This window comes from Agrobacterium leguminum (genome assembly GCF_005144435.2).
In the GTDB taxonomy this organism is placed as follows: Bacteria; Pseudomonadota; Alphaproteobacteria; order Rhizobiales; family Rhizobiaceae; genus Agrobacterium; species Agrobacterium leguminum.
In genome coordinates this window covers 597,886-605,495 of the sequence record NZ_CP120216.1, presented here as the reverse complement: position 1 = coordinate 605,495, position 7,610 = coordinate 597,886, and the positions used below count along the sequence as shown (strand labels likewise).

Below are 7,610 nucleotides of genomic sequence, written 5' to 3'. Positions count from 1 at the left end.
GATTCTAGCCTTGCGTCCAGCCGTTTAGAGTTAACAAAGCCCTAACGGACCAATCTCCAGGGAACGGAATGCTTGAACAGAAATTAATATTTAATGTTATTTTTCAAACAGTTAATAATATTCCTCGACGCGGGAATCCCACTTTGTTCTAGGGTCGATTGCACGGGCAAAGATTTTAGAAAGCGCGCTCAGCGCGCCATAGAGAGTTTGAAAACGCGCGGCTCGTCAAAATGCGAATGCCGCCCGGTTCTGAGATGTGCTGATTTCCCGCTAACTTAAAAAACGGGGAATTTCATGTATATCACGCTATTGCGACGCCTCGGAATGAGACCGAAAGAAAGCTGCTATCGGAGCAGCACAAGCCTAGAGCGGAAGCCTTTTCAGGGCGCCCGGGATGGGAAGTCAACGTCCATAGCGGGTATGAAAGGATCATTTCAACTATCTTCAGCTGACATACGTCTTCGCCGCTGCAAGAAAAGATCATGTATACCGAAGGTCATTATTGGCAAGAGGTTGGCCTACAAATAGGGTGAATTGAGGGCTTGTCGATCTGCCACCGCAAGGGAGTACTTATCGATGGTTAGCAGTACAACATGGTTAACTGCCCGGTGATGAAACTAAAGTCCATATTAGCTTTCTTTTAAGGGCCGGATAGTCGTAAATTCAATGGGTTGCTGTCTTGGCAAAGCGCTCACAACGACAGCCGAGGTCGGGTTTGGGGCGTAACCGTTGGCTTTTACTTCCCGATTTCAATTGAAGCGATAAGCTGAAAACTCGGCCCTCGATTTTGACCTAACGGCTTCACGCCGGAGTAGGGGAGGGGGATCACGTTCGAAATTGCCGCCTGGGGCTCGAAGTCGTCAACCGCCTCGGGCAAAAGCAGCAGTTGCGAACGATCCGTTCCTGAAAGATGTGGTATGGCGGAATCTACCACACCTTGCAAACCTCTGGAATCTCAAGGAAGTCCTTTACTCTTCGACATCGACAAACCTCTTACGCAGCCAAATGCAGGCATGTCCTGCAGGCAATCCCTCGATCCGCCCGAACTCTTCATAACCGCGAGATCGGTAGAACTCCGGGGCTTGAAAACTAAAGGTATCGACGTATGCCCCAATGCATCCGCGCTCGCGCGCAACTGCTTCGGCCCTATCCATGAGCAAACTGCCGACGCCAGCGCCTCGAACAGAGTTCGACACCCAAAGCCAATCAATGAACATCCAGGCATAGAAGGACCTTGCCTTCACTCCGCCTGTTACCACACCCTCGCCGTCGCGTGCGATGACCCACAGGTCTTCCGCATTGTCCGGACCGGCTTTGCTGAAGTTGTACTCATCCAAACCTTGGTCGATAATCTGCCGCGTGGCGGCATCTGGAGCGTCCTCGACCTCAATCGCTATCGACACCGGATCCCCCATCAAATTGCGCTACCAATCGCAAGCGCTGAGGAGAACTCGTTCGTCAGCATTGCGTCGAAATAGGATAACTGGGAGAACCCGGTTCGGCACGACAAAATCCACCCAGAGTTTTTGGACGGTCTGCCCGAAACGTGCGACACATTACGTGACGAAAACCTGTGACGTAACAGGCTTTAGGAATTACGCGACAGGTGGAAGCTTATTGACCCAGGAATGCCGATACTCATCATAGACGGACTGCGTGGGGGCGGGGAAGCTCGGATCAGCAAAAGACCCAATGCCAACGGCAACGAGGTCGGGCATTCGTTGAGGCTCCCAATAAACCGTCGATCCGCATTCAGGGCAAAAGTGAAACTCCACCGGAAAGCCTTTATCGGACTGGCGTGAATAGCACTTACTCGGGCCTTCTATCTGAACATCCGGACGGACAAAAAACGCGGCGACGCCGTAGCTGCTGCCGGTGCGCTTCTGACAGGCCAAGCAGTGGCACAATGATACTTTTCTCGGCTCGCCAGCGCAGGTTACGCGAAGGTCACCACAAACACAGGTCGCCAGTCTCACCATGACAATCTACCTTCTAGGTCTTGCTTGTAAGCAACTTGATCCCGGCAAAGGTGAAGAACACCCCTAATCCCGCGTCGATCCATCTGCGAGCACGGTCATACGCCATGACAACGCGCCTGGTGGAGAAGGCGAAGGCATAGGCGATGTGCCCGACAACCGAGAGGATCGTGGTTCCGACGACGATAACGAGCGCAGTCGATACGGGCGCGGAGTGCGCGAGGCCGAGCGACATGATTGCGATCCACGTCAACGCCGCCTTCGGGTTGGTCATCTGGACTGTCAGGCCACGCAGGAAATATGTGCGGAGTTTCCCTTCCGCCAATCCGGCAGGGTCCATGATCGGTTTCGTCGAGGCGGCCGAGCGGAAGGCTTTGAACGCCAGCCAAAGAAGATAAAAGCCACCGACGATCTTGATTGCTGTCAGCACCGAAGCGTAGGCGGCAATCAATGCCGTCAGACCGATCGCGGTCATGGACGCCCAGAGAAACGATCCCGCAGAAATACCGAGCGCCAATGCGATGCCCGCTTTACGGCTCACGGTCATCGACGTTCCGACGACAGAAAGAATATTCGGACCGGGGCTAAACATCCCGAGCACAAAGGCACCAAAGGCCAAACTGATTTCTGGCAAATGCTCCATATGGATCACCTCCGTTTGTCGCGAAAATCCCTAGTTTATTTCCGGTTTTGCGTTTGACTTCTGCGACGTCGCGGAAATCTGATTTTTGCAACACGTTAGCGAAATGTAGCTCGATGGCCAACGCTTAAAGCCTGCCGCTTTGGTCAGATGGCCCGGCTGCGGTTCGCCTCCGTTGCCGAAGCGAGTCCGGTACAAAACGGCTCGCCCGAGAGCTTCAAGGCGCACTCGACCTCGCTCATCGCGGCGGACGCCAGCCGCCAAGACTGCGCGTTTGACTGATGTCTCAGCGATCCCGACTGGGCAGGATGCAACAAGCTTGTGTTCGATTATGCAAACAGCAACTCACGGGCTGAAAATATGCCCGCCATCTCTTGTGCAGCCGCCGTCGACAGACCTTCATTGAAATCGTTAGTGAAACATCGACCCACATTCTGCGTCTAAGCCTATCAGGCTTATGACATTTTTCCTTTTGAAACGGCAAAGTAAAAGCCACACCAGTGTCGCGTTGACACGCCTCGACGAGCGCATCGCCCGTTCACCCGTCGGCCCCGGCTGGCTAGAACGCCAGAATTTTGCAGACGCCTGCGCTTCGCTGTGGATTGACGGCGAGCTCGTCCGTCTCGAAGACCTCGTCCTCCACGACGCGTTTCGCGACACCCGCACCCCAACACACGAACTCACCATCGCCCGCGACGTGCTACGCACCCGCCGACGGATTTCCGCGCAGTCACCGGGGTGGGTACTGTCCGGGGATGGTATCCGAACCCTGCGACAAACATCGGACATCAATCCGGTCGGCGCCGAGCCTGCGGAGCCAATCGTCGTCATGCGGGCCGCGGTCCCAAACGAACGGGAAGGGGAGGGGATGACGCCGACGACGCACAAGATCTCCCCGGCGTCGACTATGCAGCTATCGATGCGCTGCTCGCGCGCTCTGACGCCGCGATCGAACGAGCCAAAAAGCCCGGCCGGGCTCCGGCCGATCCGCTGGTCTATGATCTCGATTGGGACGAGGACGCGCGGCTGGAAGAGTGGCGCGGCGTGCTCCGGCAAGCTGAACATCTGCCGACGGTGCTGCAGGCCATCGTCGCCCTCGATGCCTGGAACGAGCTTTCCGTGTTGCAGCACGCGCCCTGGCTCGGCCGGCTGTCGTCCGCGTCGATCCTTCGGGAGGCAGGTATTACCACCGGTGCCCATCTCGCCGCCATCAACCGTGGCCTCAAAACGATTCTCGTCGATCGGCGCCGGCATCGCGACCGGGAAGCCCGGCTGCTTGCCATCGCTTATGGTATGTTGGCAGCCGCCGATATCGGCATGAAAGAACATGACCGGCTAGTTTTGGCGAAAACTATGTTCGAGCGAAAACTGGAGGGGCGCCGGACATCTTCGAAACTGCCGGAGCTGGTCGAGCTGGTGATGGCGAAGCCGCTGGTGTCGGCCGGGATGGTCGCGAAAACGCTGGATGTGACGCCGCAGGCGGCGCGGCGGATCGTTTTGGAACTGGGTCTGAGAGAGATGACGGGGAGGGGGAGGTTTCGGGCGTGGGGTGTACTGTAAGCTTGCGAGGTTAAAATTCCATTTCGTGTCGTCCGTAAAACGGTCAGCTCGTGAGGTTCAGTTGCGATTCACGGCCACAATCGGGTTCCCCGGGGTTTTTTTAGGGTCAGAGTAGGCGGCCATCGTTAGTTGTGCAACTTCCGCTCCATGCCGCGCTATGCGGTCGAAATTTGCCTCCGTTACGCGCGTTAGGTTCGTGGGGTAGTTCAGGCAACTTAGGCAGTCCTCATCACTGAGATATCCGCGAACGGCCTCAGCAGATAGGCCTAATTGCCTAGCGGTCGTACCCATTCGAAACAAAAACCCCTTGATCTCATCTCGCCGGATCGCGTTGACGAGCATGCGCGAGCGAAGCGCCCGAATCTGATCGGACGCAATATCGAAAAGCCGGGGAGAGGCGAGCCGACCCGCGGCCAAGCTACGCACCAAACCCGTTGGCCTACCCAAGGGGCCGGAGGCGTCACTACAAATGAGAAGATCACATCCCTTCAATCCGCCCATCGGTTTGAAGAGTGGTTCAAGGGCCATGTTTTCATAAGCGCCGCCATCCCATAGTCGCACGGTCGGCGAATTAGGTTCGATCTTTCGAATGGGTCGCTTGGTGGCCGGGTCAGTCTGCCACCAACCATGCGCTGGCAATGGAAGCTTCAGTGCGCCGATGACATACGGAACGGCGGCGGAAGCCGCAATCGCGTCCGATAGTTGGACCAACGGTGAATAGTGTGTTCCAAACTGCCAGTCGCCCATCGAATCGCGTGTAAAGCGCCAATTCTTCCCGGTCTCGAAGCATGTCGTGTTTATGTGCCAGATTGGCGCCACCGGGAGATCTGAGAGCAACATTCGGATATTCCAACGTTGCTGCAAGAGGCGCGACAAAATTTGTGCACGGGCAGACAGTATGCGAATGTTCTCCGTGAATACCCCCCAGAAACCGAGTGCGCGAAAACTGAACAGATCGCCTGAAACCAAGCGCGTTCGAAGCACTGGGTAGATGGTTGTAAGGTACTGCGTTGAGGACGGCCATTGCCCCGCCGCTTCTGAAAAAACCGCTCCGGCAATGAGGCTTCCACCAGATACCGTCGATATTTGTGAGATCTGCTCAAGCAGATTGAACTCGGCGAGATATTTCATCACGCCGAGGTGGAATACGGCCGCTCGAACGCCTCCGCCGGACAGGGCCAGTCCGACACGCAGGTCGCCTGAGGTCATCGCATCTCTCCGATCAATATGCTGGTCTCATTTTCCGCAAGAATGAGCGAAAGGGCCGGCATTCCGTCCAGGTTCAAGATCATTGAGAGATCGGCTATCTGTTTAAGATCGGTCCCGCTTGGGCTAGCCGAAGCGCCAAGCGGATGCGAGTGCCACTCTCCGATGTAGCGCGTTTGGCCGCCTGTTCGCGCTTGGGCCTGTTCGATCGCTTGGCGCAATCGTCGCGTTCCGCGAACGAAACTGGTTGGCAGCCCAACGCTATCGACTGGCGCGGGCAGCGCGTGCGTGATCGCGATCGTCTTGGCATTGTAGTCAATGATCCCCGTTAGCGGCCCGCCCGTTTCGTTCGGTAACGCCAAGGCGCGCCGCTGTCTTAGCTCGAGGCTCAGCAACCGTGGAAGGAGGATCGTCCAGCTGTCGACTGAATGGCATTCGACTTGAGCTTCGGGGTCGACACAGCTTACACTGCCACGATCATCAATCGTCCAGATCTTCACGACAGGTTCGGAAGCCATGATGTTGGTCGAGATGCCATGCGCGATCAGCCCGGTCAGGATGGCGAGGGAGCTCGCTGGGATTCTGTTGGTCAGCGCCCTGCAAGCACCGGTGTATCGCAATTGGCGGGGGGCGCCCAGATGGTCGGTGAAGACGGGATTGCCTGCGATGGCATGAAGGTAACATGCCTCCAAGTCTCGGAGGTTTGTCGACCGGTCGCTGGACTCGATCATCAGCACCGCAGACTTGCCGTTCGGTGTGAAGAAGGCACAAACTCGTCTCGCCGGGGAAGGGTGATCAGCAAGAAACCGGGATACCGGCACCGATGCAGAAGCATCAAAGAGGAGTTCTCCATGGGCGAGAGCCTGTTCGAGTTCACCGCACCGCGGAACGCGGAGGACATTCTCCTGAATGAAGGCAGAATCCGTGTCGGGTCGAATTAGTCGCAAGCGTTTGGCGAGTTTCTCCGCCTTGCCGTGTCCAAGATCGGCGCTGGTTAGCGTGTGCCGGGCGACGTTGTGGGGCAAGAAGTCGTCGTCATCGACAATAGTCCATGAGAATAGACCCTCTCGCGCGAGTGTCTCTGACACCGACGAGCCAAGCGAGCCTGCTCCGATCATAACCATATGGCGTTTGTCTACAGTGGTCTTGCCCGCAATTGTGGTTCCGCGCTGAGCATCCAACTCGTAGTGAACCGGAGCGTAGTATACAGGCAGATCCAATCCCATTAGATTCAGAGTAGTCGACAATCGACGCACAAATTGGATGCCCCTTGCAGACCCGGACGTATTTCTATCGAGGACGCCCATACGAACGCCGATTTCACCAGGGCTGGCTTCGCAAATGAACGCCATGGGCATTGTCGCCCCCACAGCGCCGGTGTGCGGGTGAACCTGCGGCATCCGCAACAGGATGCAGAAAATCCAACGGTCCTCGCTATCATTCTTACCAACTGCGTGCCAATCGAGGATCGATGTCTGAAGTAGCGTCGAGAAATCGACGCCTCTTTCAACCAGCATTTCCGAAAGCTCCAGCAACGTCCTCGGCGCGAACCGAATGCGCCGCATTGCTTGCGGCTCAACATCAACATGCAGAATGTGGACCTGGAGCTGCACTGATCTTTGACGTGCCTGGTTGGCAGCCCCCACGATCAGGAACCGGAGGCGCGAGTCGCTTGCTATGACGTTCAGCGGCGTGCGGTCATTCATCGCCCTTTCGCCATCGGCTGAGACGATGATCTGGTGACCGCCCGCATACGCAAAGAACGGGTCAAAGGGCTGATCATCGCCATGCAGCTCGCCCTGGCTGGCTTTTGCAAACCAGGTTTGAATCCGTAACATTAATTCTGACGCCGTGTAGCCGCTGCGGATGTCGACCCACGGGCGATCGTCGATACAAAGCGCGCACGGGTGTCCACTCGGCACCAGGTTTTGATGCGGCGTGTCGGGAAAGTCGGGACGCGCCACGAGGACGGCTGGCGCGTGATCGCTTTCGCGGAAAAAACAGACTGATATCGTTTCGACAGGGTTGATGGGGTAGACCGGCCGTTGCGGCAAGTCTACTTGGATCTCGAACGAGACGATCTCAACCCCCATTTTATCCATTAACCGACACTCGCGCAACGTGGCGAATTCCGAGGACGCGCCGAAGATGTGGGCGGCCAACGAACGGGCGAGTGGAGATTTCAGCGCGCTCCGCTCTATTTCGATGCTATTCTCGGGCTGCCACAT

The 7,610-nt window shown here is 56.7% G+C and carries 5 protein-coding genes and 1 pseudogene; 1 reads left to right on the top strand and 5 read right to left on the bottom strand.

Features of this window, described 5'->3' with window-relative positions:
* Positions 1-968 precede the first annotated feature (968 nt).
* The 3 genes from CFBP4996_RS29465 to CFBP4996_RS29455 form a co-directional block, all read right to left on the bottom strand.
* Positions 969-1,403 carry a GNAT family N-acetyltransferase gene (locus tag CFBP4996_RS29465; protein WP_233283482.1) on the bottom strand — a complete coding sequence of 145 codons (435 nt, stop codon included), beginning with the start codon at positions 1,401-1,403 and terminating at the stop codon, positions 969-971.
* A 192-nt stretch (positions 1,404-1,595) separates the two neighbouring features.
* Complete coding sequence (locus CFBP4996_RS29460) at positions 1,596-1,979, bottom strand: GFA family protein (RefSeq protein WP_080854979.1); 384 nt, start codon at positions 1,977-1,979, stop codon at positions 1,596-1,598.
* 13 nt (positions 1,980-1,992) lie between these two features.
* On the bottom strand, positions 1,993-2,619 hold the full coding sequence (locus CFBP4996_RS29455) for a LysE family translocator (protein WP_080854978.1): 627 nt from the start codon (positions 2,617-2,619) through the stop codon (positions 1,993-1,995).
* Between the two features lie 454 nt (positions 2,620-3,073).
* On the opposite strand from CFBP4996_RS29455, the pseudogene CFBP4996_RS29450 reads away from it, so the two are divergent.
* Positions 3,074-4,176 (top strand): annotated as a pseudogene (locus CFBP4996_RS29450) (RHE_PE00001 family protein).
* Between the two features lie 57 nt (positions 4,177-4,233).
* Here the strand turns inward: CFBP4996_RS29450 and CFBP4996_RS29445 are convergent.
* Both CFBP4996_RS29445 and CFBP4996_RS29440 read right to left on the bottom strand, forming a co-directional pair.
* On the bottom strand, positions 4,234-5,385 hold the full coding sequence (locus tag CFBP4996_RS29445; RefSeq protein ID WP_080854976.1) for a patatin-like phospholipase family protein: 1,152 nt from the start codon (positions 5,383-5,385) through the stop codon (positions 4,234-4,236).
* On the bottom strand, positions 5,382-7,610 hold the full coding sequence (locus tag CFBP4996_RS29440) for an anti-phage 6A-MBL system cap2_3 protein (protein WP_080854975.1): 2,229 nt from the start codon (positions 7,608-7,610) through the stop codon (positions 5,382-5,384). Before CFBP4996_RS29440 ends, CFBP4996_RS29445 begins: the two co-directional genes overlap by 4 nt.